Genomic DNA, 21,381 nt, shown 5'->3' with positions numbered 1-21,381 from the left:
TTCACTGAAGAGAGGACAGAGCCCGCTATGAAGATCAATCCATCGCCCCTGGAGGCGCTGATCCAGTCCATTGGTTCGCGGGTTTCCGCACCGGGCGATTACCCCATGCCCATTCCCGGCCTGGGCTTTTATCGGCGCGAGCAGCCGGCGACGCCGGTGGTATGCATGGTCGAACCCAGCATCGTGTTGGTCGCCCAGGGCGAGAAGCAGCTTTGGGTCGGCGGCGAGGGCTACCCGTATGACACGTCGCGCTTTCTGCTGACCTCGCTGGACATTCCGGCCAACTCAGAGGTGCTGGCCGCCAGCCCGGCGAAACCTTGTCTGGGGCTGACCTTCAAGCTGGATGTGCGCATCCTGGCCGAATTGATCGCCCAGAGTGATATGCCGCCAACCCGTCAACGGGCGGTGATGAAGGGGGTCGGCATCGGGACTGTCACCGAAGGCATGCTGACGGCGTTTGCACGCCTGGTTGCGTTGCTGGATGAGCCTGAGGCGATACCGGTGCTCGCCCCCTTGATTCAGCGCGAGATCCACTATCGGCTGTTGAAGAGCGATCAGGCCGGCCGACTGCGCCAGATCTGCGCCGTGGACGGGCAGGGCTATCGGATTGCCAAGGCGATCGATTGGCTGAAACTCAATTACGACGCGCCGTTGCGCGTGGATGAATTGGCTGCGCGCGTGCAAATGAGCGCCGCCACCTTTCACCATCACTTTCGGCAGCTGACGGCGATGAGCCCGTTGCAGTATCAGAAGTGGTTACGCCTGAACGAGGCGCGGCGCTTGATGTTGAATGAGCATCAGGATGTCTCCAGCGCCGCGTTCAAGGTCGGTTATGAAAGCCCGTCACAGTTCAGCCGTGAGTACAGCCGACTGTTTGGTATGCCGCCCAAGCGCGATATGGCCGCGCTGCGCGGCAAAGTCACTGATCAGCCGCCGTCAAGTTAGCGAAGAAAATACAGCCAATTAGCCGCGCAAACAGGCTGAGGGTTTCCGGCAGATTGGGGTCGTCAAACAGCATCGCCCGCGAATCCAGTGCGCACAGTGCGCCGAACAGGCGGCCGTCGGGCAGGAAGATTGGCGCGCCGGCATAACTCTCGATGGCGTATTGCTTGACCACCGGGCGCGCCGCAAAGCGGCCGTTCCGGCTGACTTGCGGGATGAACAATGTTTGCGGGTTGATGCAGAACTCACTGCACAGGGTGGTTTCCAGGTCGAGTACGTCATCGACATGAATCCCCATTTGCAACGGGTCATAGGCTGAACACACCACCCATTCCAGATCGGTGAATTTGGCGATACCGGCGAAGCGCATGCCGGTCAGACGGGTGACCAGCTGCAGAATGCTGGTGGTCGCTTCTATTTCGGCGATGGCCGCGCGTTCAGCGGCGCTGAGTAACGAATGTGCTGCGGTGACGCTTGGAATCATGCTGAGCACTCCAATGGCGTGGTGGCGCGAACCACCACGCACGGTCAGGTGTTAGTTAATCCGAGGATGCTGCTGCACCAGGTTCTGGCGCTTGGCTTCGAGTGCGGCAATTTCGGCGTCGATGTCTTCGATCTTCTGCTCGATATTGTCGTGGTGCTCTTGCAGTATCTCCTTGGCTTCTGCCATGTCCGAGGCGGCTGGTGCCGCGCCGCGCAGGGGCTTGTTGGCGGTTTCCTTCATGGTCAGGCCGGTGATCAGGCCGACCACGGCAAACACCATCAGGTAGTAAGCAGGCATGAACAGGTCGTTGGTGCTTTCCACCAGCCAGGCCACCGCCGTCGGTGTCAGGCCGGCGATCAATACCGAGACATTGAACGCACTGGCCAACGCACTGTAGCGCAAGTGAGTGGGGAACATCGCGGGCAGGGTCGAGGCCATGACGCCGATGTAGAAGTTCAGGATCACGGCCAAGATCAGCAAGCCGGCGAAGATCAGGCCGATCTTGCCGCTGGTGATCAGCATGAACGCCGGGATGGCCAAGAACAGCAGGCCGATGCTGCCGGCGATGATGAAGGGCTTGCGGCCGATTTTGTCACTGACAAAACCAATGAACGGTTGCACGAAGAGCATGCCGACCATGATCGCGATGATGATCAGCACGCCGCTGTTTTCTTTGTAATGCAGGTTATGCGAGAGGTAGCTCGGCATATAAGTGAGCAGCATGTAATAGGTCACGTTGGTGGCCGCGACGATACCGATGCAGGTCAGCAGGCTGCGCCAGTGCTGGGTGGCCACTTCTTTGAACGATACTTTGGGGCCGTGTGTCAGGCCTTCGCGGTCGCCTTGTTCAAGTTTGTCCATGTGCTGCTGGAAGGCCGGGGTTTCTTCCAGCGCATGGCGCAAGTAAAGGCCGATCATGCCCAGGGGCAAGGCGAGGAAGAACGGCAGGCGCCAGCCCCAGGCCTCGAAATCGGCTTCACCCAATATCGTGGAAATCAGCACGACCACACCAGCGCCGAGCACGAAGCCTGCGATGGAGCCGAAGTCCAGCCAGCTGCCGAGGAACCCGCGTTTACGGTCCGGCGCGTATTCGGCGACAAAGATCGAGGCGCCGGTGTATTCACCGCCCACCGAGAAACCCTGGGCCATTTTGCACAGTAACAACAGGATCGGCGCCCAGATGCCAATCGACGCGTACCCTGGAATCAGGCCAATGGCGAAGGTGCTCAGGGACATGATCACGATGGTCGCGGCGAGGACTTTCTGCCGTCCGTATTTATCGCCCAGGGCGCCGAAGAACAGGCCGCCCAAGGGGCGAATCAGGAAGGGCACGGAGAAGGTGCCCAAGGCCGCGATCATTTGTACGCTGGGCGATGCGTCCGGGAAGAACACCTTGCCGAGCACATAGGCGACAAAACCGTAGACGCCGAAGTCGAACCACTCCATGGCGTTGCCCAGTGCGGCGGCGGTGATCGCCTTGCGCACCTTGGCATCGTCGACAATCGTGATGTCTTTTAATCCAATGGGTTTGACGCTTTTCTTACGTAATTTCATGCGGGCCACTCTAAAACTGAACAGGGGAGGTGCCATCGTTGCGATGGCACCGCTCTGTCAGTTCAGATACAAGCCGACACGAAATAATTCACCACTAATTGCGTTTTTTTGCAGATGCATTGAACTTCACGGTTTAACCAGGGAGTTATCAGAATGCCCGACACTGCCCCGAGGCTGGTCTACCGCAAACCATCGCCCAGCGACGTGCAGCGATTGTTCGCGATCTTCGGCGATCCACAGACGAACCTGTTCAATCCTGCCGGTCCCATGACCAGCCTTAACGATGCCCAACGCTTGCTCAACCGCTGGCTTGAACAGTGGGCCACTCAGGGTTACGGCTGGTGGGCGATTGCGCGCATCGAAGCACCGCACCACCTGATTGGCTTCGGCGGTGTCGCGCCGCTCAATTACCTGACCGAGCGGCGCATCAACCTGGGTTATCGCTTTGCGGTCGAGGCCTGGGGGCAGGGCTATGCCACCGAATTGGGCCGTGATGCGCTGGAGCTGGCGTTCGATACTCTCAATTTTCCCGAGGTATTCGGGCTGGTACGGCCCGATCACGCGGCCTCGATTCGGGTGCTGGAGAAGCTTGGGCTGAAGCCTTTCGGCGTGCTCGATGATGTGCCGGGCAAAGCGCCGAGCCAGGTATTTCGTATTTGTCATCCTACAACTGTGCCTGGTTGAATATTTCTATATCCGCCTGATACCTCAACAAACGGTAATCTTTCAGATTGACAGCGTGTAGGGAGCCCGCTATAAAAGTTATGGTTGTACGACGACATATGACACTGCATATGTCCTATCTAACAAAAATAAAAAGTGATGCCATGAATTTGAATGAGCCCCTCAACGCCCATCGCGTCGGCACGGCCGTCGGCAACTATCGCTGGACCATCTGCGCGATGTTGTTCTTCGCCACGACCGTCAACTACCTCGACCGTCAGGTGCTAAGCCTTTTAGCGCCGCAGCTGTCGACACAATTTGGCTGGAGCAACACCGATTACGCCAACATTGCGGCGGTGTTCCAGTTTGTCTATGCGATTTCCATGCTGTTTGCCGGGCGGTTCGTCGACAAGATCGGCACCAAGGCCGCCTACGTGGTGGCGATTGCCATTTGGTCCACCGGCGCGATCATGCATGCGTTTTCGGTGCCGATGGGCGAGGGGATCGCTGCGCTCAGCGGCGCAATCGGCCTGGCGGTGATTCCGGTGTCGATTGCCGGCTTCATGCTGTCTCGCGCCGTATTGGCGATTGGCGAGGCAGGCAATTTTCCCATCGCGATCAAGGCCACCGCTGAATACTTCCCCAAGAAAGAACGCTCCCTGGCCACCGGTATCTTCAACTCCGGCGCTAACGTCGGTGCGATCCTGGCGCCGATCTGCGTGCCGTTGATTGCCGGCCTGTGGGGCTGGGAAGCCGCGTTTATGGTGATTGGCATGTTGGGGTTTGTCTGGGTGGCCGTATGGTCGGCGCTTTATCAGACGCCGGAGCAGCAAAAACGCTTGTCGGCTGCAGAACTGGCCTATATCCGTAGCGACCAGACGGTGCAGCCTTTCACCCCGGAGCCTGCGGGTGCCACCGCGAAAAAAGTCTCCTGGTTCAAATTGTTGACCTACCGCCAGACCTGGGCGTTCGCCTTCGGCAAGTTCATGACCGATGGCGTGTGGTGGTTCTTCCTGTTCTGGCTGCCCACCTACCTGTCGGCGCAATACGGCATGAAAGGCGCGGATATCGTGATGCCGCTCGCCGTGCTGTACAGCATGACCATGGTCGGCAGTATCGGCGGCGGTTGGTTTCCCAGCTACTTTATGGCACGTGGCGATGCACCGTATGACGGCCGCATGAAAGCCATGCTGGTGATTGCGTTGTTCCCGTTGGTGGTGTTGCTGGCGCAACCGTTCGGTTACCTCAGCTTCTGGGTACCGGTGTTGCTGATCGGCGTTGGCGCTTCGGCGCACCAGGCGTGGTCATGCAACATCTTCACCACCGTGTCGGATATGTTCCCGCAAAAAACCGTGGCCTCGGTGGTCGGTATCGGCGGCATGGCGGGCGGCTTGGGCGGTGTGGTGATGACCAAGATCGGTGGCTGGGTGTTCGACTATTACAAGTCCATCAACGACATTCACACCGGCTACATGATCATGTTTGCGATCTGTGCGCTGGCGTACCTGGTGGCGTGGAGCGTGATGAAAGCGCTGGTGCCACGCCACAAGGAAATCACTGATCTGTAACTCAGTTAAGCGGACGCAATTCTCAGAGCAGCGAAGATCAACTGTGTGAGCAGGCTTGCTCGCGAAGGCGGTGGATCAGTCACACACCAGTCGACTGATACTCCGCTTTCGCGAGCAAGCACGCTCCCACATGGCAATTGCCTTATAGCTCGCGGGCCCAGGTTTCACTCACCAGCGACTTGCCGAAACTGACCGTGGCCTCTTCTTCAACCAAGCTGAACCCGGCTTTCTGATACAGCTTGCGTGCATCGGTCAGCGCGTCAACCGTCCACAGCAGCATGCTTTTATAACCGGCATGCCGTGCAAACCGCAGGCATTCGTCCACCAAGCGCTGACCTATGCCCATGCCGCGCGCACTGGCGTCCACGTAGAGCATGCGCAGCTTGGCGGTCGTTTCGTCATGGCGCACCACGAAGACTGAACCCACCACCTCGCCATCCTTTTCCACGATCCAGCAGCGCTCGCACGTTGGGTCAAATTCGCGCAGATATTTGGCGACGATCTCCGCCACCAAAGCCTCGAACTCCCAATTCCAGCTGTACTCACGCGCATACAGCGCCGATTGCTGTTGCACCACCAAGCCCATATCGCCCGGTTGCGGATCGCGCAGCAGGTAGCTCGGCGTGCGGCCTTGCAGCAGCGTCTGGATCCGCTGCATGGCGCCGGTCAGTTGCTGTTGTTGCGGTTCGGGCAGGGCTTGGAGCAAGGCGATGACTTCTTGCTGGGTCTTGTGTTCCAGCGGTGCCAGCACCGCGCGGCCAAGGTCGCTGAGGTGCAGTTGCACGGCCCGCGCATCAGAGGTGGACCGGACTTTCTGGATCAGGCCCTTCTTTTCGAACCCGCTGATCAGTCGACTCAGGTAGCCCGCGTCCAGGCCAAGCATCTGGCACAAGTCGGCACTGGTCAGGTCGCCACGGGAGGACAGTTCGTACATCACACGGATTTCGGTGAGCGAGAAGTCGCTTTGCAGCAGGTGTTCCTGCAGCACGCCGATCTGGTGGGTGTAAAAACGGTTGAAACCGCGAATGATCGCGGCGCGTTCTACAAGGGGCGCGGACATGAGGATGCTCGGTTGGTTGCCTGTGGCAATTATATTGTTGCCTCAGGCAACCAAGTCAAACGCTTTGTTTAACGGTTCCGCGTCACCCGCCAAACGGTATTGGCCAAGTCATCCGCGATGATCAGTGCGCCTTTAGGGTCTACCGTGACGCCCACGGGGCGCCCGCGCGTCTTGCCGTCATCACCACGGAAACCGGTGGCGAAATCAATCGGCTCGCCGGCGGGTTTGCCATGGCTGAACGGCACGAAAATCACCTTGTAGCCCACCGGGTTCTCGCGGTTCCAGCTGCCGTGTTCGCCGACAAATACACCCTCGGCGAATTTCTCACCCATTTCGGCAATGGAGAAATCCACGCCGAGTGCCGCTACGTGGGAACCCAGGCTGTAATCCGGTTTGATCGCAGCGGCGACTTTCGCCGGGTTCTGCGGTTGCGCACGCGGGTCCACATTCTGGCCCCAGTAGCTGTAGGGCCAGCCGTAGAAGGCGCCTTCACGCACGGAGGTCAGGTAGTCCGGCACGAGATCCGGGCCAAGTTCATCGCGTTCGTTGACCACCGCCCATAATTGCCCGGAACCGGGCTGAATGGTCAGCGCGGTCGGGTTGCGGATGCCGGTGGCGTAGGGCTTGTGTGCGCCTGTCGCGGCGTCGATCTGCCAGACCATCGCCCGGTCGATTTCCACTTCCATGCCGCGCTCGGTGATATTGCTGTTGGAGCCAATGCCCACATAGAGCTGGCGCCCGTCAGCACTCACGGCCAGGGATTTGGTCCAGTGGTGGTTGATCTGCGCCGGCAGGTCGGTGATTTTGGTGGGCGGGCCACTCGCCTTGGTCTGGCCCTCGGCATAGTCGAAGCGCACCAGCGCGTCCTGGTTGGCCACGTAGAGTTTGCCATCGGCGAAGGCCAGGCCGTAGGGCGCGTTGAGGTTGTCGGCGAACACCGTCTTCAGTTCATAAGTACCGTCACCATCGGCATCGCGCAGCAGGGTCAGGCGGTTGCCACCCTTGACCTTGGTGTTGCCCTGGGCCTTGATCACACTGGCGATCACATCCTTGGGCTTGAGCTTGGCCGCGCTGCCGCCACGGCCTTCGGCGACCAGAATGTCGCCGTTGGGCAATACCAGGGTTTGCCGCGGGATGGCCAGGTCGGTGGCAATGGCGGTGACGCTGTAGCCTTCGGGCACCGTGGGTTTTTGCGTGCCCCACGGCGTGGGCTCGGCGATTTTCATGCTCGGCAACAGGCTGCTTTGCTGTTCCGGCAATTTAGGATCGGGGCCGCGGGCCTGGGACTTGTCGCCTTCGCCGCCACAGGCGGTCAATAACAGGGCAGCGCTGAGTAAGGTCAGTGTGTGGGAGGTTTTCATTTGGTGGCTCCTGTGCGCAGTCCGGTCCAGGTCGCGGCAATCGTCAGCACGGTGACGACCACCGACAACACCAGGCCGGCGGGCATGGCGGCGTAGGCGTCCTTGGCATGCTGGAACGCATTGACCAGGCCCAGCACCCATGTAGCCAACAGCAGCAGGGCATACACAACCGGTTGACCCGACTTGCGCTCGGCACGCACCAGATTGACCAGTGCAAACAACAGTGCGAACCCACAGAACACCAGCGCACCGGCGATCAGCCAGGAGGCAAAGTTGGCCCATTGAATCTGATAGGTCTGTGTGTAGGTGATGTCGCTGAGCAAGGCGCCTAGAAACAACGGCACGGTGCCGGCCAGCAGGGTCGCGTGCAGCGGGCCCGGGAGGGCGTGTCGGTAGACGGGAAGGGTAGTCATGGTGATGGCGGCTCCTTGTTGTACAACGCCCCTGGGGTTGGGGCAGCGCATAGGAAAGGAGCCTGGGGTTCGTCAGATAGTTCAGCCTATTTCGTGTCGAGATATTATGAACACGCGGGTCAGGCTCATTACCCGTTTGTCATTCCACCCACGCCATTAGGAAAAGAACCTGGCGCCGCTGGCATTTTATAAGCACTGGCAACGTCGTTCGGCCTGAAAAAATGCCATGCTTGTGCGCCAGACATAAGGAACCGACCCATGCCCACCCTGCATCTGCTTTGCGGCAAGATCGCCTCCGGAAAATCCACACTGGCTAAAACCCTCGCCGCCGAGCACGCGGCCATCGTGCTCAGCGAGGACCACTGGCTTGCACAGCTTTACCCCGGTGAGGTCCGCTCGATTACCGATTACGTAAGCCGTGCCCAGCGCGTTCGCGGTGTACTGGGCCCGCTGGTGATTAACCTGTTGCAGTCTGGTGTCAGTGTGGTCCTGGATTTTCCCGCCAATACTCTGGCCAATCGCGAGTGGCTGCTCGGCCTGGCACAGGCGGCGCAGGTGCCCCATCGCCTGCATTACCTTGAACTGGATGACGCCACCTGCCGCGCTCGCCTGCATGCGCGCAATGCGCGGGGCGAGCATGATTTTGCCGCCACCGATGCCGAGTTTGACCTGATCACCCGCCACTTCTGTGCTCCGAGTGAGGAGGAAGGCCTGGTGATTGAGGTGCATCGCCCATGAGCATGGTGAACGGTGTTGATGCGCAGGGCTTTGTACAAACCGTTGGCGATGCTGCCCTTCAGCCTGAATTCCAGCCCGTGCTGACGGATGTGTGTGCGACCCTTTCGCAGGCCGGGTTGGGGCTGGAGGCTATTTTTGTCTATGGCAGTGTGGCCAGGGGCGATGCCCGCCCGGGTGATTCGGACCTTGACCTCACACTGGTAACCCGCGACCAGCCTGATGCGCAGGTACTTGAGTCGTTGGAAGCGCTGCGCCAGGCGCTGGAGCAGCGACATCCGGTCGTCAGCAAAATCGACTTCGACCTGGGTTATCGCGCCGACGTGTTCGTGCCTGAAAACACCAATAAATGGGGCTTCTGGCTCAAGCATCATTGCCGTTGTGTGTGGGGCGATGACCTCTCTCTGCACTTCGAACGATTCAGGCCTTCGCGTGAAATCGCCCGGGCCTTGAATGCTGACTTCGAACACGCGTTGAGCGCTTATCTCACACGCATCACGCAGGCCGGTACTGAGCCAGAGCGACTTCGCTTGCAGCGAGAAGCGGCCCGCAGGGTGATCCGGGCCACTCACACGTTGCGCGCCGATGGCGCATTAGGCTGGCCGCACACCCTGGAAGAGCATGTTGCGTTGTTCGGGCAGCATTACCCGACGATGCGCATTCAGATTGCGTACTTTCTGTTTGAGGCACGCAACCCAAGTGCCGAGCGCGAGCCCTTTAACACGCGGCTGCAAGCCTTTGTGAGCTGGATGGTTTCACAGCAGGTTTAGGTTGGTTGGTTGGCGTTCAGCGTCCGGTTACAACCGCCACGCACATGGATCGTCCTTGATCAACGGGAGTATTTCGACGTCACGACTTGAAACGCCCCACCAAGCCGTTCAACTCTTCCGACAGTTTGGCCAGTTGCCCCGAATCGTCCTGGGCGGAGTTAGCCAGGCTTTCCACCAGCCGTGCCTCGTCATAGATCTGCTGGATATGCCGGTTGATTTCTTCGGCCACGCTGTGTTGCTCCTCGGCGGCGGCGGAAATCTGCAGGTTCTGGTCGCGGATTTCATTCACTGACAATTGGATGCCCTCAAAACTGTCCCGCGCGTTTTCGATGGACGATACGCTGGCGCGCGACAGGTCCAGGCAGCTGCTCATCTTCTGCGTGACTTCCTCGGTCTTGCTGCCAAGGGTGCCGAGCAGTTGCTCGATCTCGCCGGTAGAGTCGGACGTGCGTTTGGCCAGCGCCCGCACTTCATCTGCCACCACGGCGAACCCACGGCCTTGATCGCCGGCCCGGGCGGCTTCGATGGCGGCGTTAAGCGCCAGCAGGTTGGTTTGTTCGGCGATGGCGCGAATGGTGCCTAGGATCTGGTTGATGCTGCGGCTGCCGGCTTCCAGTTCGACCATGGCCTGGGACGACTCGGTCAACCGCCGGCCCAGGCGATTGACGTTGTCGGTGGTCACTTCAATTTGCTGCTTGCCCTCGGCCACGCGGCGATGGCCGTTCTCGGCCGATTCCGCCGCGCCGCTGCACGAACGCGCCACTTCGTTGGCGGTGGCGACCATCTCGTTGAAGGCGGTGGACACCAGCTCCACCGCCTCACGCTGACGCCCGGCAGCCTCGTTCATGTTGTGCGCCACCTGGCTGTTGACCCGTGACGCGTCCTGCAAGTTGGTCGAGGCCGCGCCGATGTGCTGAATCAACTGGCGGATCGCGGCGAGAAACTTGTTGAACCAGCCGGCCAGCTCGGCGGTTTCATCCTTGCCTTGTACGTGCAGCTCATGGCGCAAGTCGCCTTCACCCTGGGCGATGGACTGCAAGCCGGTACTGACCTGGCCGATCGGCTTGACGATCACCTTGGAAAAAGCCGCTGCGATCAACCCGAAAATCAGCACCAGTACCGCCACGATCACCGTGGTCAGGTAGGTCATGCGAGTGGCTGCAGCCATCACTTCGCTGTATTCGATCAACCCCACATAACGCCAGCCGAGGCCGGGCGAGGTCCACACGTTGGCCATGTAGCGCACGCCATCGATCACCACCTCGGTCGAGCCCTGGGGCGTATTGGCCAACTGTGCATACGGCGCGCCGAGGTCTTTGAGCGGCTTGAAGTTGTGCGCGGCGTTACGCGGGTCGACCAGCACCACGCCGTCCTCGATCAACATCACATAGCCGCTTTCACCGAGCTTGATGCTTTTGAGCAATTCGGTGAGGTTTTTTAACGATACGCTGACCACGAACACGCCTTTGGCTTTGCCGGCAGAGTCCAGAAGCGCCCGCGCGGTGCCGACCAGGGCCACGTCGTCTTTGTCGTAATAGTAAGCGGGCGTGCGCACGGTCTTGCCGGGGGTGGCCATCGCGGCCTTGTACCACGGACGGGCGCGCGGGTCGTACTTGGCCAACTGCGGGTCGTCGGGCCATTTGGCGTAGGTGCCATCTTCCAGGCCAATCGACAGAATCGCCGCCGACGGGTGCGTGGCGCCGAACCGGGCGAACTGGTCGATCACCTGTTGCGCCTGCGCCGGCATCGGTTGGCTGGCAGCATTGGCGGGTTGGTAATCCTTTAGCGTGTTCACGGAAGTGTATACAGGATCGGCGGACATTTGATCGACGTTCTGCATCGTGCCATCGAAAAACTGGCGGATGTTGCCATCGATCTGGCGAATTTCGCGGGTGCTGCCATCAATGAACTGCTCGACAGCCTGGGTTCGTGTGTTCAGCACGGAGATCACCGCGACCACGCTGACCGGGATAAAAGCGACGGATACAAACGCGAGCACCAGCTTATTTTTTATTTTCATCGAGACGACCATCAGCGGGGAGGGCGGCCAAACCGTCAACTCATGGGGCAGGAGCGGCGATTTGCTATCACTGCTGTTTCGGCTCGTGCTCGGAAAATCTTTAGCGATATTTTGTGTACAACAAAAATTGTTTTTGTTGTGTAAATTCGGCAGGTCGATCAGCGTGGTCTCGACGTGCTTGAGCGCAACAGCATGTGCCCGGAACACCGGTTATCAATACCTGGGTCATGTAAGCTCAGCGGGCAAACTCCGGATGAATTGCGGTGCAAGAGACTGAATCGACGTCACTATTGGGGACACGGCATGCCGCTGATTTCGCAACGCGTAGAACTGGCCCGCAACGGTGCCAACGATAAGGTGATCTGCCGCATGGCGTCGGGCTGGGCGGTGATGGGTGACGTGCAGTTTCTGCCGGGTTATTGCCTGCTGTTGCCCGATCCTGTAGTTGCCAGTTTGAATGATCTGGACGAGCAGGCCAGGGCAACGTACTTGCTCGACATGGCCCGGATCGGCGACGCCGTACTGCACGTCACCGGTGCAGTGCGCATGAACTACGAGATCCTGGGAAATACCGAGCCGGAGTTACACAGCCATATTTTCCCTCGATACGCCTCGGAGCCGGACGACAAGCGCAAGATGCCCGTCTGGTTCTATGACTGGAAAACCGCAACGCCTTACGCTGAAGAACAGCACGGTGAGCTGCGCAGGAAGATTGCCCAGCGACTGAGTTAACCCGCAATGGAAGCAGGTCCATGATGAAGAGAAATAAACTGGTCCCGGAGTTGATGGTGACCGATCTGAACAAGAGCCTGGCGTTCTGGGGGACGTGCCTGGGGTTCAAGGTTGCCTACCAACGTCTGGAAGACGGCTTTGCCTACCTTGACCTGGACGGCGCCCAGGTGATGCTTGAGCAAGTCGACCCCCAGGCCAATCAATGGCTGACCGCTGCGTTGGATCGCCCGTTTGGACGCGGTATCAATCTGCAGATTGACGTCGCGGCGGTACGCCCGGTTATTCAACGACTGGAGACGGCTGCCTATCCCTTGTTCAAGGCCAGCCAGGACGTGTGGTACCGGGCGGGCGAGGTCGAGGTTGGGCAGCGTGAGTTTCTGGTGCAGGACCCGGACGGCTATTTGGTGAGACTGGTCGAGCGGCTTGGCGAACGCGTATGTATGGTTTTTGAAGATGGAATCACGTCCCATGCGTGAGCGAAAAGCCGCTCGGCTGCTGGTTATCAGCCCTTCGCGAAAGGTGCTTCTTTTCAGGTTCGTGCATAAAGAGGGGGCGCTGGCCGGCAGAAATTACTGGGCTACACCCGGCGGCGGCGTTGAGGAGGGAGAGACCTTCCAGGCGGCTGCACTCCGCGAGTTGCGTGAAGAGACCGGCATTGTGGTCGGCGCTGTGCAAGCGCCGGTGGCAGACCGCCGGTTTTCGCTGATGTTACCCAGTGGCGAAACCGTGTTAGCCATTGAGCAGTATTTTGTTGTTCATGCGCAAAACGAAGTCCTTTCCCGAGACGAATGGACGGTGCAGGAAGCCCAGGTCATGGCGGATCATCACTGGTGGTCCGCTGACGAGTTGCTATCGATGGCGGATACGGTATGGCCGGAGGCACTTGTCGACATGCTGGTGAACGCAGGCGTGTTCTAAGCGTTGGGCACTCAAACGACGCTTCGCTTGCCAGCGCCCTTACTCATTTCCCTCTCCCGGCTTGACAGCGGGCCAACAGGTCGCGTGTCTCGATGACCGTGGCGTAGTCCATCGCCAGGTTACTCAGCGACAGCGCATGCACGTCCTCAGCGGGCCAAAGGCGGCCGGACAAATCGGTTTGATCAAAGGTATAGCAGGCATCTGCCGCGACTATCACCTCAAAGCCCAGGTTGCCGCCGGAGCGTGCCGTAGACTCGACAGAGTTATTGGTGATTATCCCAGCGACCACCAATTGCTTGATCGAACGCACATGCAGCCAGCGCTCCAGGCCTGTGGCGGTGAACGCATCCGGAACGTTTTTTTCCAGCACATGCTCATGCTGGAGCGGTGCGAGTGCGGGCTGGAACTCGCAGCCCGGCTGGCCGGGCCAAAAGACCGAGCCCGGGGTGCGAGACATATGCCGGACATGGACGATGGGGCGTTGCGCCTGCCTCCACGCGTGGAGCAGGTGCTGAATCTGCAACTCGGCCTGCGGATTATTGCGTCGGCCCAGCTTGGGATCGTTCATGCCCTGTTGCATGTCGATGATGATCAATGCGGCGTTTATGTCTAGCGGATCCATGGCACATCCCTTCGCTGGCGAGGAGCGAAACATAGCAGCGAATGCCGGTGCCATGGAATGCGCCGTGTGTCAGCGCAGCTTTTCCAGCATCTGGTAGTACCACATGCCCACCGCCAGCATCGGGTTGCCGAACACATCGCCCAGCGGCACCTTGATGTGCTTGCACCCGGCAAAGGTGTCGAACGCTGACAGTGTGCCGGTCAGCGCTTCAGCCATGATCTCGCCCATGATGTGGCTGGTGGCGATGCCATGTCCGGAGTAGCCCTGGCAGTACCAGACGTTGTCGGAGAGTTTGCCCAACTGCGGGATGCGATTCATCACAATGCCCATGGCGCAGCTCCACTGGAATTCGATGTCCACGCCTTTGAGCGCCGGGAACGTGCGCTCGATGCACGGGCGCAACTCCGCTGCGATGTCGCGTGAGTCTCGCCCGGAATAATTGGCGCCGCCACCGAATAACAATCGCCCATCACCCGTCAGGCGGTAGTAATCGAGGACAAACCGGCAGTCGTACACCGCCAAATCCTGCGGGTTGATCTGGCGCGCCAGTTCGCCCAGTGGCGCCGTGGTGACAATCCCGCCCATCGCCGGGAATATCTTGCCCTTGAGTTGCCTGGGTTCAAGTTGGTGGTACACATCGCCGGCCAGCAGCACTTGGCGCGCGTCGATTCGGCCTTGCGCCGTTATCACGGCGGGGCGGTCGCCATGCACGATTTGCAGTACCTCGGAGTTCTCGAAAATCAACGCACCCAGGCTCTGTGCCGCACGTGCTTCACCCAGGCACAGGTTGAGCGGGTGCAGGTGCAGGTTGCGTGTGTTTTTCAGCGCGCCCAGGTACAGCGTGCTGTCCAGGTGCTGTCGCACCGCAGTCTCATCGAGCAGGCTGACGTGCTCGCCCATGCCGCGCCGTTGTGCTTCATCGTGAAAGGCGCGCAGTTCGGTCAAGTGCGCGGGTTTCATCGCGGCATGCAGGTGGCCGTGCTTGAGGTCGCAGGCAATGGCGTATTTGTTGACCCGTTGCTCGATGATTTCATGGCCGCGCCAGCGCAGGTGCCAGATGAAATCGTCGACCTCATCGCCCAGGCGCTTGCGCATTTGTTCGCGCATGGCTTCGTCGCCCGACAGGCTGCCGGTGACTTGCCCGCCATTACGCCCACTGGCGCCCCAGCCGATACGGTGGGTGTCGACAATCGCGACTTTGAGCCCGCGTTCGGCGAGTTCCACAGCGCTGGCGACACCGGTGAAGCCGCCGCCGATAATCACCACGTCGACGCTGACCTGGCCTTGCAAGGTCGGGTATTGAGTGGTGTCGTTGAGGCTGGCGGTGTAATACGAGGCACTGCGCTGGGCAGCGCCGATGACGGGGCGCATGGCTGCGGTCATGGGGTGATCCTTCTGATAAATGAATGCCGGCGAGGCGTATTCGATTTGAATCAGAGGCGGGTGTCGGGCGGGCGCGCATGGCGGCAATGCCACAGCGCCCAGAAGGCCAGGATGATATTGAACAGAGGATTCTCGCAAGGACGCGCCTGCACCTTCGGGAAGGAAGGCAGCAGGTGACGACGGATCAAGCTTAAGCGCGCAATCATGGTCGTCGATGCTCCCATCGTGCGCAGGCGCGTTCAATTGTCGTTTGTGAACCTTCAGTTATGGCTTTGTTAAACAATCAACGCGTCGACGCAACGAATGTTCACACCACGCTTGCGCGATACAGGCTGCTGGTATGGCCTACGCCTGCGGCCTTCAACCGCTCCACCAGATCTTCCCGCGCCGCGCGCCCACCGGATCGCACGTACTCCAGCTCCGACGCGGTGATCAATACCACGGGTACCAGCCGTACGGGCGATAGCGGCATGTCTTCCAGGCGGGTCGGGAAGTCGGGTTCCGGCCCACCGAGCAATACGCCGGTGGCATCGTCTTCAGTGACGAACAGCTTAGGCACTTGCTCGCTCATCTGGTGTGACAGGCTGAACCCCGGCAGTTCCAGGGACAGTACGCCATGGTTGTCCAACTGATGCGTGATGCCGCCTGCATTGGCCACGGTTTTGGCCACGTGTTCGAGCAGTTCGAACGCCCAGCTGCGGCGTAGAGGGTCGACATTACCCAGCTCGCCACGGGCATCGTTGGGTATATCTGTGGTTTCCAGGAACAACTCCATCTCGAACCCATTACCCAGCCCTTCGGCATCGTCGAACGGGTCGGACAGGCCCTCGGTGGCGAGAACGATGGAGCCGTCACGGCGCACCACGCGGTAGGCCTGGCGGGTGGACGGCCAATGAGGACCGCCGGTAAAGCTTGGGCTGATCATGTACGTCAGCACGTCGCGCTCCACAGTGCCCACGGCCTGCCAATGCCGGTCCAGGCATTCTTCGCTAGCAATGCGGGCTGCCATATTGGCGGCATCCGCTGGAGTTTCAACCGGGTCAACCGGCGTCGACAGGGTCGCTTCGGCTTCGGGCTTTTTGGCAGCGCCGAACAACTTCTTGAAGAAGTTCATGTGCATTCCTTTGCTGGAGATGAGTGCATTACAGATGATTGAGCGCGTTCACGTAGGCGCGAAACATATCAGCCATTCCATCGGCGTAAATAGCTATTTCTGCTGCGGTACGCGGGCTGCTGGAAAAATCCTTACCCACCGAACTGAGCGTGGTCAGGATCAAGTCGCAGGCCAGCGCGCGGGTTGGCTCAGGTAATTGCGGCAGCAACTCCAGCATGAAGGTCTCAAAGGCCTGCTGGCCCGCGGCGCGTACTTCCAGCGCTTCGGGCGCATCCCGATACAGCGGCGCTGCGTCGTTCAACGCCACGCGCATCTGCGCTTCCTCGCACTCAGAATGGATAAAGGCATGCACCATGGTGCGCAGGCGCGTCAGCGCTGGCACGTCGGTTTCGTCGAGAATGTCGCGCAGCATCTGCGTGGTCTGCTGCCACTCATCGCTCTGCAGCCGAAACAGGATCGCGGCCTTGTTGGGGAAGTATTGATACACCGAACCGACACTCACACCGGCCTTTTCCGCCACCCGTGCGGTGGTGAAACGTGTGGCACCTTCCTTGGCCAAAACCTGAATAGCCGCTTCGAGGATCGCCGCCACCAGCTCGGTGGAACGCGCCTGCTGCGGCTGTTTGCGTGAGGAAATACGGGGCGTCTGGCGGGTTGTCATGCTGGGCTCCGGCCGCGGGGCGAACGCGAATAGCGAAGGAGATGAATCACTCGCATACTTTTAATGCGACGAATTAATCGCATTCTAGTCCCGACCACACGGAAATCCATCATGACCACCCTGACTACTGCGCCCTTGGCGCCCTTGATCGAACGGCTCTACCAACAAGCGGGCGCTGCCACCAGCCCGAGCCTGAACAGCGTCAGCGACGAAGAGCGCGACCGCCTGATGCACAGCAAAACCGACTACGTGGCCCTCTACACGATGCTCAAGGATTTGTGGCTGCCGGTTTCCCGCGACACGGGCAATCTGCTCTATTTGCTGGCGCGCAGCACTCAAGCAAAGGCCATCGTCGAGTTCGGCACTTCGTTCGGCCTGTCCACGTTGTTCCTGGCCGCAGCCCTGCGCGACAACGGCGGTGGGGTATTGATTGGCAGCGAGTTCGAGCCGTCTAAAATTGCCCTGGCGCGGCAGCATTTCATCGAAGGCGGCGTGAGTGATCTGATCGAAATCCGAGAAGGGGATGCGCTGGTCACGTTGGCCACGCATCTGCCCGAAGTGGTCGACCTGCTGCTGCTGGACGGTGCCAAGGCGCTGTATGGCGAGGTACTGAACCGCGTGGAAAAACACTTGCGGCCCGGTGCGCTGGTGGTGGCCGACAACACCGACTACTGCCCGGAATACCTGGCCCATGTACGCTCGCCGCAGAACGGCTACTTGTCGGTGCCGTTTGCCGATGACATCGAACTGTCGATCCGCTTGCGCTAACGGCCGCTCGCGCTCAGCGCTTGCTGAAAGCCAATCGCGCGGCAAACAACACGAAGACCATTCCAGTGGTGCGGTCCATCCACTGGATAACCTTCTCCCGGCGCAGGAAACCCGACAGGGGGCGGGTGGCCCCAATCAACGCCAGCGACCACACCAGGCCCAGCACCACGTGAATGCTCACCAGGCCGAAGGTCCAGGCAATCAATGAATGCCCTTGGGGGATGAATTGCGGCAGGAACGACACGTAGAAAATCCCCACCTTGGGGTTCAACACATTGCCCAGCATACCCTTCAAAAACCAGTTGCCGCCCGGTTTGCCGTCGGCCTCGGCGGGTGACAGTGAACGGCGCGGACGCAGCAGCATGTTGAGCCCCAACCACGCCAGGTAAGCCGCGCCGCAATACTTGAGCAGGTTGAACGCCAGCTCCGACACTGCGATCAACGCGCCCAGCCCAAAGGCCACGGCCGCGCCCCACAACAAACAGCCGGCGTTGATGCCCAGCGTGGCATGCAGCGCCTGGCGTTTGCCTTCTACCGTGGCGGTGCGCAATACCAGGGCGGTATCAAGCCCGGGCGTGAGCGTGAGCAAGGTGGCGGCGAAGGTGAAGGCGAGGAGGTTATCGGCGATGGACATGGGCGGATGACTTCAACGAGAGGTGGCTGGACGTTAGCACCGATCGGCAGGCAATTCTGAAAACCCTGAGACTTCCCGCTGAAAATCCTCATAATAGCGGCCAATTTGTTTAGCTCGTTATTCTGGTGTGCCCGCATGGAAATTAAGGTCAACTTTCTCGACAACCTTCGGCTTGAAGCCAAGTTCGATGACTTCACGGTGATTGCCGACCAGCCGATTCGCTACAAAGGCGACGGTTCGGCCCCGGGTCCGTTCGATTACTTCCTGGCTTCGTCGGCGTTGTGTGCGGCGTACTTTGTGAAGCTGTACTGCGAAACGCGCAATATCCCCACGGACAATATTCGTCTGTCGCAAAACAACATTGTTGATCCGGAAAACCGCTACAACCAGATCTTCAAGATTCAGGTCGAGTTGCCGGCGGATATCTCCGACAAGGATCGCCAGGGCATCCTGCGTTCCATCGACCGTTGCACGGTAAAGAAAGTGGTGCAGGCCGGGCCGGAATTTGTCATTGAAGAGGTGGAAAACCTCGACGCTGATGCCCAGGCGCTGTTGATGCCCGGCTCGACGTCAGAGGCGGGCACCTACATTGCGGGCAAGGACCTGCCGCTGGAGCAGACCATCGCCAACATGTCCGGCATCCTGGCTGGCCTGGGCATGAAAATTGAAATCGCCTCGTGGCGCAACATCGTGCCTAACGTGTGGTCGTTGCATATCCGCGATGCGCACTCGCCGATGTGCTTTACCAACGGCAAGGGCGCGACCAAGGAAGGCGCACTGGCGTCGGCGTTGGGTGAGTTTATCGAGCGGCTCAATTGCAACTTCTTCTACAACGATCAGTTCTGGGGTGAAGAACTGGCCAGCGCGCCGTTCGTGCATTACCCGGATGAGCGCTGGTTCCAGCCGGGCCGTAAGGATGAGCTGCCAACGGAAATCCTCGACGCCTACTGCCTGAAGATCTACAACCGCGACGGCGAACTGCGTGGCTCGCACCTGTTCGACACCAACTCCGGCAATGAAGCGCGCGGCATTGTATCGCTGCCGTTTGTACGCCAGTCCGATGGCGAGGTGGTGTACTTCCCGTCTAACCTGATCGAAAACCTCTACCTCAGCAACGGCATGAGCGCGGGCAATACCCTGGCCGAAGCCCAGGTGCAGTGCCTGTCGGAAATTTTCGAACGCGCAGTAAAACGCGAAATCATCGAAGGCGAATTCGCGCTGCCGGACGTGCCTGCCGAGGTGCTGGCCAAGTACCCGGAAATTCTGGCCGGTATTCAAGGCCTGGAAGCCCAGGGCTTCCCGGTATTGGTGAAGGACGCGTCCCTGGGCGGTGAATTCCCGGTGATGTGCGTGACCCTGATGAACCCGCGCACCGGCGGCGTGTTCGCTTCGTTTGGCGCGCACCCGAGCCTGGAAGTGGCGCTGGAGCGCAGCCTCACCGAATTGCTCCAGGGGCGCAGCTTCGAAGGCTTGAACGACTTGCCGCAGCCGACCTTTGAAGGCCACGCGGTCACCGAGCCGAACAACTTCGTCGAGCACTTCATCGACTCCAGCGGAGTGGTGTCGTGGCGCTTCTTCAGTGCCCAGTCCGATTATGAGTTCGTCGAGTGGGACTTCTCGGGCCAGGGTGAGAACTCGAATGCCGAAGAAGCTGCGACCCTGTTCGGTATTCTCGAAGGCATGGGCAAAGAGTCCTACATGGCCGTGTACGAACACCTTGGCGCCACCGCCTGCCGCATCCTGGTGCCGGACTACTCGGAAATTTACCCGGTGGATGACCTGATCTGGGACAACACCAACAAGGCCCTGTTTTTCCGCGCCGATATCCTCAACCTGCACAGCCTGGGCGATGACGAACTGAAGGCACTGGTCGAGCGCCTGGTGGAAAGCGAGCTGGACGACTACACCGATATCACCACCTTGATCGGCATCGAGTTCGACGACAACACCGCGTGGGGTCAACTGACGATCCTGGAGCTGAAGCTGCTGATCTATCTCGCCTTGCAGCAATATGAAGAGGCGAAAGAGTGCGTGGAAATGTTCCTGCAGTACAACGACAACACCGCCGATCGCGGCCTGTTCTATCAGGCGGTGAATGCAGTGCTGGAGATGCACCTGGACGAGGACCTGGAACTGGCGGACTACGAGGCCAACTTCCGCCGGATGTTTGGTAACGAGCGGATGGATGCGGTGATCGGCTCGGTGAATGGCACGGTGCGGTTCCATGGCTTGACGCCGACCAGCCTGAAGCTGGAAGGGTTGGACCGGCATTTGCGTTTGATCGAGAGCTACAAAAAACTGCACTCGGCGCGGGCCAATATCACCTCAGCCTGATGCCGATCCCTGTGGGAGCTGGCTTGCCTACGATGCAGACGCCTCGGTTTATCAGCTGCACCGAGGTGATGCTATCGCAGGCAAGCCAGCTCCCACATTTGACCGAGTGTTGTTGTTGGATTAGCGGCAACGCCAAATCGGCAGTTGCCTCCATCACTTCAGCTTGACGCGTACCCCTGTGGGAGCTGGCTTGCCTGCGATGCAGACGCCTCGGTTTATCAGTTGCACTGAGGTGATGCCATCGCAGGCAAGCCAGCTCCCACATTTGACCGAGTGTTGTTGTTGGATTAGCGGCAACGCCAAATCGGCACCTGGCAATATCACCTCAGCTTGACGCCTATCCCTGTGGGAGCTGGCTTGCCTGCGATGCAGACACCTCGGTTTATCAGTTGCACCGAGGTGATGCTATCGCAGGCAAGCCAGCTCCCACATTTGACCGAGTGTTGCCGTTGGATCAGCGGCAATGCCAAATCGGCAGTTGCCACCATCACTTCAGCTTGACGCGTACCCCTGTGGGAGCTGGCTTGCCTGCGATGCAGACATCTCGGTTTATCAGCTGCACCGAGGTGATGCCATCGCAGGCAAGCCAGCTCCCACATTTGACCGGGTTTTGCCGTTGGATCAGCGGCAATGCCAAATCGGCAG

At 59.7% G+C, this 21,381-nt stretch carries 22 protein-coding genes and 1 pseudogene; 10 read left to right on the top strand and 13 right to left on the bottom strand.

Going from position 1 to position 21,381, the window contains the following annotated elements; translation table 11 throughout:
* Window positions 1-27: 27 nt before the first annotated feature.
* Window positions 28-945 (top strand): AraC family transcriptional regulator, encoded by a 918-nt coding sequence (locus ACLBW8_RS06905; protein WP_432751837.1) that lies wholly within the window; start codon window positions 28-30, stop codon window positions 943-945.
* On the opposite strand, the gene ACLBW8_RS06900 is transcribed toward ACLBW8_RS06905, so the two are convergent.
* Entirely contained in the window at window positions 920-1,426 is a 507-nt protein-coding gene (locus ACLBW8_RS06900; RefSeq protein WP_064452640.1) for a GAF domain-containing protein, read from the bottom strand. The genes ACLBW8_RS06905 and ACLBW8_RS06900 overlap by 26 nt on opposite strands.
* 51 nt (window positions 1,427-1,477) lie before the next feature.
* Window positions 1,478-2,980 (bottom strand): glycine betaine/L-proline transporter ProP, encoded by a 1,503-nt coding sequence (gene proP, locus ACLBW8_RS06895; RefSeq protein ID WP_064452639.1) that lies wholly within the window; start codon window positions 2,978-2,980, stop codon window positions 1,478-1,480.
* A gap of 153 nt (window positions 2,981-3,133) precedes the next feature.
* On the opposite strand from proP, the gene ACLBW8_RS06890 reads away from it, so the two are divergent.
* Window positions 3,134-3,664 carry a GNAT family N-acetyltransferase gene (locus tag ACLBW8_RS06890; protein WP_447804993.1) on the top strand — a complete coding sequence of 177 codons (531 nt, stop codon included), beginning with the start codon at window positions 3,134-3,136 and terminating at the stop codon, window positions 3,662-3,664.
* A gap of 143 nt (window positions 3,665-3,807) precedes the next feature.
* Window positions 3,808-5,211, top strand: coding sequence for an MFS transporter (locus tag ACLBW8_RS06885; RefSeq protein ID WP_064452637.1), 1,404 nt, complete (start codon window positions 3,808-3,810; stop codon window positions 5,209-5,211).
* A 142-nt stretch (window positions 5,212-5,353) separates the two neighbouring features.
* Here ACLBW8_RS06885 and ACLBW8_RS06880 read toward each other — a convergent pair whose 3' ends face one another.
* From ACLBW8_RS06880 to ACLBW8_RS06870, 3 genes are all read right to left on the bottom strand, one after another.
* Window positions 5,354-6,271 carry a bifunctional helix-turn-helix transcriptional regulator/GNAT family N-acetyltransferase gene (locus ACLBW8_RS06880; RefSeq protein WP_447804992.1) on the bottom strand — a complete coding sequence of 306 codons (918 nt, stop codon included), beginning with the start codon at window positions 6,269-6,271 and terminating at the stop codon, window positions 5,354-5,356.
* A 68-nt stretch (window positions 6,272-6,339) separates the two neighbouring features.
* Entirely contained in the window at window positions 6,340-7,632 is a 1,293-nt protein-coding gene (locus tag ACLBW8_RS06875; RefSeq protein ID WP_447804991.1) for a PQQ-dependent sugar dehydrogenase, read from the bottom strand.
* Window positions 7,629-8,051 (bottom strand): DUF2231 domain-containing protein, encoded by a 423-nt coding sequence (locus ACLBW8_RS06870; protein WP_447805029.1) that lies wholly within the window; start codon window positions 8,049-8,051, stop codon window positions 7,629-7,631. The genes ACLBW8_RS06875 and ACLBW8_RS06870 overlap by 4 nt, the downstream gene beginning before the upstream one ends.
* Window positions 8,052-8,303: 252 nt before the next feature.
* On the opposite strand from ACLBW8_RS06870, the gene ACLBW8_RS06865 reads away from it, so the two are divergent.
* Both ACLBW8_RS06865 and ACLBW8_RS06860 read left to right on the top strand, forming a co-directional pair.
* On the top strand, window positions 8,304-8,783 hold the full coding sequence (locus tag ACLBW8_RS06865; protein WP_064452633.1) for an AAA family ATPase: 480 nt from the start codon (window positions 8,304-8,306) through the stop codon (window positions 8,781-8,783).
* A complete protein-coding gene (locus tag ACLBW8_RS06860; protein WP_447804990.1) occupies window positions 8,780-9,550 on the top strand; it encodes a nucleotidyltransferase domain-containing protein in 771 nt (256 codons plus the stop codon). Before ACLBW8_RS06865 ends, ACLBW8_RS06860 begins: the two co-directional genes overlap by 4 nt.
* A 79-nt stretch (window positions 9,551-9,629) precedes the next feature.
* Here the strand turns inward: ACLBW8_RS06860 and ACLBW8_RS06855 are convergent, their stop codons facing one another.
* Window positions 9,630-10,397, bottom strand: a complete 768-nt coding sequence (locus ACLBW8_RS06855) for a methyl-accepting chemotaxis protein (protein ID WP_420492097.1) — start codon at window positions 10,395-10,397, stop codon at window positions 9,630-9,632.
* Between the two features lie 87 nt (window positions 10,398-10,484).
* Window positions 10,485-11,570: pseudogene (locus ACLBW8_RS06850) on the bottom strand (cache domain-containing protein); the annotation flags it as partial.
* 303 nt (window positions 11,571-11,873) lie between these two features.
* On the opposite strand from ACLBW8_RS06850, the gene ACLBW8_RS06845 reads away from it, so the two are divergent.
* The 3 genes from ACLBW8_RS06845 to ACLBW8_RS06835 are packed head-to-tail and all read left to right on the top strand — an operon-like array spanning window position 11,874 to window position 13,220.
* Complete coding sequence (locus ACLBW8_RS06845; RefSeq protein ID WP_447804989.1) at window positions 11,874-12,302, top strand: HIT family protein; 429 nt, start codon at window positions 11,874-11,876, stop codon at window positions 12,300-12,302.
* Window positions 12,303-12,322: 20 nt separating this feature from the next.
* Window positions 12,323-12,778: a bleomycin resistance protein gene (locus ACLBW8_RS06840; protein ID WP_447804988.1), complete on the top strand. Its 456-nt coding sequence runs from the start codon at window positions 12,323-12,325 to the stop codon at window positions 12,776-12,778.
* Entirely contained in the window at window positions 12,771-13,220 is a 450-nt protein-coding gene (locus tag ACLBW8_RS06835) for an NUDIX hydrolase (RefSeq protein ID WP_447804987.1), read from the top strand. The genes ACLBW8_RS06840 and ACLBW8_RS06835 overlap by 8 nt, the downstream gene beginning before the upstream one ends.
* 43 nt (window positions 13,221-13,263) lie before the next feature.
* Here the strand turns inward: ACLBW8_RS06835 and ACLBW8_RS06830 are convergent, their stop codons facing one another.
* From ACLBW8_RS06830 to ACLBW8_RS06810, 5 genes are all read right to left on the bottom strand, one after another.
* Entirely contained in the window at window positions 13,264-13,842 is a 579-nt protein-coding gene (locus ACLBW8_RS06830) for a cysteine hydrolase family protein (protein ID WP_447804986.1), read from the bottom strand.
* A gap of 69 nt (window positions 13,843-13,911) precedes the next feature.
* Window positions 13,912-15,225 (bottom strand): NAD(P)/FAD-dependent oxidoreductase, encoded by a 1,314-nt coding sequence (locus ACLBW8_RS06825; RefSeq protein ID WP_447804985.1) that lies wholly within the window; start codon window positions 15,223-15,225, stop codon window positions 13,912-13,914.
* A gap of 50 nt (window positions 15,226-15,275) precedes the next feature.
* Complete coding sequence (locus ACLBW8_RS06820; protein ID WP_447804984.1) at window positions 15,276-15,431, bottom strand: hypothetical protein; 156 nt, start codon at window positions 15,429-15,431, stop codon at window positions 15,276-15,278.
* Between the two features lie 101 nt (window positions 15,432-15,532).
* Complete coding sequence (locus ACLBW8_RS06815) at window positions 15,533-16,339, bottom strand: suppressor of fused domain protein (protein WP_407016884.1); 807 nt, start codon at window positions 16,337-16,339, stop codon at window positions 15,533-15,535.
* Between the two features lie 28 nt (window positions 16,340-16,367).
* Window positions 16,368-17,000, bottom strand: coding sequence for a TetR family transcriptional regulator (locus tag ACLBW8_RS06810; RefSeq protein WP_447804983.1), 633 nt, complete (start codon window positions 16,998-17,000; stop codon window positions 16,368-16,370).
* Window positions 17,001-17,111: 111 nt separating this feature from the next.
* On the opposite strand from ACLBW8_RS06810, the gene ACLBW8_RS06805 reads away from it, so the two are divergent.
* On the top strand, window positions 17,112-17,768 hold the full coding sequence (locus ACLBW8_RS06805; protein ID WP_064452625.1) for an O-methyltransferase: 657 nt from the start codon (window positions 17,112-17,114) through the stop codon (window positions 17,766-17,768).
* Between the two features lie 13 nt (window positions 17,769-17,781).
* Here ACLBW8_RS06805 and ACLBW8_RS06800 read toward each other — a convergent pair whose 3' ends face one another.
* Window positions 17,782-18,402 (bottom strand): LysE family translocator, encoded by a 621-nt coding sequence (locus tag ACLBW8_RS06800; RefSeq protein ID WP_432751827.1) that lies wholly within the window; start codon window positions 18,400-18,402, stop codon window positions 17,782-17,784.
* Window positions 18,403-18,537: 135 nt separating this feature from the next.
* Here ACLBW8_RS06800 and ACLBW8_RS06795 point away from each other — a divergent pair, with 135 nt between their 5' ends.
* Window positions 18,538-20,736 (top strand): OsmC domain/YcaO domain-containing protein, encoded by a 2,199-nt coding sequence (locus ACLBW8_RS06795; protein WP_447804982.1) that lies wholly within the window; start codon window positions 18,538-18,540, stop codon window positions 20,734-20,736.
* Window positions 20,737-21,381: the final 645 nt, after the last annotated feature.

This window comes from Pseudomonas sp. M5A4_2d, from assembly GCF_053345295.1.
This window is presented reverse-complemented; position numbering and strand designations above follow the sequence as displayed.

Coding starts and splice junctions, on each gene's coding strand:
- ACLBW8_RS06905 (WP_432751837.1), top strand. CDS start 28: ATGAAGATCAATCCATCGCCCCTGGAGGCGCTGATCCAGTCCATTGGT.
- ACLBW8_RS06900 (WP_064452640.1), bottom strand. CDS start 1,426: ATGATTCCAAGCGTCACCGCAGCACATTCGTTACTCAGCGCCGCTGAA.
- proP (WP_064452639.1), bottom strand. CDS start 2,980: ATGAAATTACGTAAGAAAAGCGTCAAACCCATTGGATTAAAAGACATC.
- ACLBW8_RS06890 (WP_447804993.1), top strand. CDS start 3,134: ATGCCCGACACTGCCCCGAGGCTGGTCTACCGCAAACCATCGCCCAGC.
- ACLBW8_RS06885 (WP_064452637.1), top strand. CDS start 3,808: ATGAATTTGAATGAGCCCCTCAACGCCCATCGCGTCGGCACGGCCGTC.
- ACLBW8_RS06880 (WP_447804992.1), bottom strand. CDS start 6,271: ATGTCCGCGCCCCTTGTAGAACGCGCCGCGATCATTCGCGGTTTCAAC.
- ACLBW8_RS06875 (WP_447804991.1), bottom strand. CDS start 7,632: ATGAAAACCTCCCACACACTGACCTTACTCAGCGCTGCCCTGTTATTG.
- ACLBW8_RS06865 (WP_064452633.1), top strand. CDS start 8,304: ATGCCCACCCTGCATCTGCTTTGCGGCAAGATCGCCTCCGGAAAATCC.
- ACLBW8_RS06860 (WP_447804990.1), top strand. CDS start 8,780: ATGAGCATGGTGAACGGTGTTGATGCGCAGGGCTTTGTACAAACCGTT.
- ACLBW8_RS06855 (WP_420492097.1), bottom strand. CDS start 10,397: ATGAACGAGGCTGCCGGGCGTCAGCGTGAGGCGGTGGAGCTGGTGTCC.
- ACLBW8_RS06845 (WP_447804989.1), top strand. CDS start 11,874: ATGCCGCTGATTTCGCAACGCGTAGAACTGGCCCGCAACGGTGCCAAC.
- ACLBW8_RS06840 (WP_447804988.1), top strand. CDS start 12,323: ATGATGAAGAGAAATAAACTGGTCCCGGAGTTGATGGTGACCGATCTG.
- ACLBW8_RS06835 (WP_447804987.1), top strand. CDS start 12,771: ATGCGTGAGCGAAAAGCCGCTCGGCTGCTGGTTATCAGCCCTTCGCGA.
- ACLBW8_RS06830 (WP_447804986.1), bottom strand. CDS start 13,842: ATGGATCCGCTAGACATAAACGCCGCATTGATCATCATCGACATGCAA.
- ACLBW8_RS06825 (WP_447804985.1), bottom strand. CDS start 15,225: ATGACCGCAGCCATGCGCCCCGTCATCGGCGCTGCCCAGCGCAGTGCC.
- ACLBW8_RS06820 (WP_447804984.1), bottom strand. CDS start 15,431: ATGATTGCGCGCTTAAGCTTGATCCGTCGTCACCTGCTGCCTTCCTTC.
- ACLBW8_RS06815 (WP_407016884.1), bottom strand. CDS start 16,339: ATGAACTTCTTCAAGAAGTTGTTCGGCGCTGCCAAAAAGCCCGAAGCC.
- ACLBW8_RS06810 (WP_447804983.1), bottom strand. CDS start 17,000: ATGACAACCCGCCAGACGCCCCGTATTTCCTCACGCAAACAGCCGCAG.
- ACLBW8_RS06805 (WP_064452625.1), top strand. CDS start 17,112: ATGACCACCCTGACTACTGCGCCCTTGGCGCCCTTGATCGAACGGCTC.
- ACLBW8_RS06800 (WP_432751827.1), bottom strand. CDS start 18,402: ATGTCCATCGCCGATAACCTCCTCGCCTTCACCTTCGCCGCCACCTTG.
- ACLBW8_RS06795 (WP_447804982.1), top strand. CDS start 18,538: ATGGAAATTAAGGTCAACTTTCTCGACAACCTTCGGCTTGAAGCCAAG.